Source organism: Anaerotignum sp., assembly GCF_045122575.1.
Taxonomy (GTDB): Bacteria; Bacillota; Clostridia; order Lachnospirales; family Anaerotignaceae; genus Anaerotignum_A.
In genome coordinates this window covers 1-2,224 of the sequence record NZ_JBGVHV010000075.1, presented here as the reverse complement: position 1 = coordinate 2,224, position 2,224 = coordinate 1, and the positions used below count along the sequence as shown (strand labels likewise).

General features: G+C 49.6%; 2 protein-coding genes. Both read left to right on the top strand.

Annotated features, from left to right (window positions below; translation table 11 throughout):
- The coding region (nrdD, locus tag ACJMLT_RS03435) for an anaerobic ribonucleoside-triphosphate reductase (protein ID WP_405726625.1) at positions 1–1,673 on the top strand (1,673 nt) is incomplete at its 5' end.
- Positions 1,674–1,678: 5 nt separating this feature from the next.
- Entirely contained in the window at positions 1,679–2,173 is a 495-nt protein-coding gene (nrdG, locus tag ACJMLT_RS03430) for an anaerobic ribonucleoside-triphosphate reductase activating protein (RefSeq protein ID WP_405726627.1), read from the top strand.
- The last annotated feature ends 51 nt before the right edge of the window (positions 2,174–2,224 follow it).

Here is a 2,224-nt window from a genome sequence, read left to right as displayed (position 1 = left end):
CCTGCCGTGACGGGTATATCTATATCCACGATATGTCCGCCAGAAGGGACACCATGAACTGTTGTCTGTTCGATGTAAAGACTGTACTGACAGGGGGCTTTGAAATGGGCAACCTGTGGTACAACGAGCCCAAAACACTGGAAGTTGCCTTTGACGTCATCGGCGATATTGTCCTTTCCGCAGCCAGCCAGCAGTACGGTGGCTTTACAGTACCTTCTGTAGACCTGCTGCTGGAACCTTTTGCAGAAAAGAGTTATGAAAAATATTACCGCAGATATATCGATCTGGGTCTGACTGCCCGTGTGGCAGACAGAGAAACCATGAAAGATATCCAGAAGGATTTCGATCAGGGCTTCCAGGGCTGGGAATATAAATTCAATACTGTTGCTTCCAGCCGCGGGGACTATCCCTTCATCACCATGACCTTCGGCACAGGCACAGGGAAATTTGCCAAGATGGCATCTATTTCCATGCTGAACGTACGCCGTAAGGGTCAGGGCAAGAAGACCTGCAAAAAACCCGTACTTTTCCCCAAGCTGGTTTTCCTCTATGATGAAAACCTCCACGGCCCCGGCAAGGAACTGGAAGATGTATTCGAAGCAGGTATCCTCTGCTCCTCCAAGAGCATGTATCCCGACTGGCTTTCCCTGACAGGTGAAGGTTATGTGGCGGAAATGTATAAAAAATACGGTGCTATCATCAGCCCCATGGGCTGCAGAGCCTTCCTTTCCCCCTGGTACGAAAAAGGCGGCATGGAACCTGCGGACGAAAACGACAAACCCGTCTTCGTGGGCCGCTTCAATATCGGTGCGGTCAGCCTGCATCTGCCCATGATCTATGCCAAAGCAAAACAGGAAAACAAGCCTTTCTTTGAAGTACTGGATTATTATCTGGAACTGATCCGTCAGCTCCATATCCGCACTTACGCATATCTGGGTGAAATGCGCGCCTCCACAAACCCTCTGGCTTACTGCGAAGGCGGTTTCTACGGCGGTCACCTGAATTTCCATGATAAGATCAAACCTCTGCTGAAAACAGCAACCGCTTCTTTCGGCATCACTGCCCTGAATGAACTGCAGGAACTGTATAACGGTAAATCTCTGGTGGAAGACGGCGAATTTGCTATCGAAACCCTGAAACATATCAACGAAAAAATTGCGGAATTCAAAAAAGCCGACGGCAATCTGTATGCCATCTACGGCACCCCTGCAGAAAGCCTCTGCGGCCTGCAGGTAACCCAGTTCCGCAAGAAGTTCGGCGTAGTGGAACATGTTTCCGACAGACCCTATGTCTCCAACAGTTTCCATTGCCACGTTACCGAAGATATCACTCCCATCGAAAAACAGGATCTGGAAAAACGCTTCTGGGATCTGTCCAACGGCGGCAAGATCCAGTATGTAAAATATCCCATCGATTATAATCTGGATGCCATCCGCACACTGGTACGCCGCGCCATGAAAATGGGCTTCTACGAAGGGGTCAACCTTTCTCTGGCCTACTGTGACGACTGCGGTCATCAGGAACTGGAAATGGATACCTGCCCGAAATGCGGCAGCAGCAACCTGACAAAGATCGACAGAATGAATGGCTATCTGTCCTATTCCCGTGTGAAAGGCGATTCCCGTCTGAACGATGCGAAAATGGCTGAAATTGCAGAAAGGAAGAGTATGTAATGGGCTTGCGATATCACAACATCACAAAAGACGATATGCTCAACGGCGAAGGGCTGCGGGTAGTGCTTTGGGTCAGCGGCTGCCCTCACCACTGCAAAGGCTGTCATAACCCTCAGACATGGGATCCCGAAAGCGGCATCCCCTTTGACGAAGATGCGGAAAAAGAACTGTTTGAGATTCTCAGCCGCGACTATATCAGCGGCATCACTTTCAGCGGCGGTGACCCCCTTTTCGAAGGCAACCGCGCAGCAATCGAGCATCTGGCAAGAAAAGTAAAATATGAATTTCCAGATAAGAATATCTGGCTGTACACAGGCTATCGCTGGGAAGAGATCAGCGCTCTGCCGATGATGCAGTATATCGACGTACTGGTAGACGGCAGATTTATGGAAGACCTGAAGGATACGAAACTGCACTGGAAAGGCTCTTTCAATCAGAGAATCATCGATGTGCAGAAATCTTTACAGAACAGTTCTCTGTATCTTTATCACGCTGAGTGAGTTCCTTGAGGGCTTCGCCCCCGCAGCATCATTTATGATGCGAAGCTGACC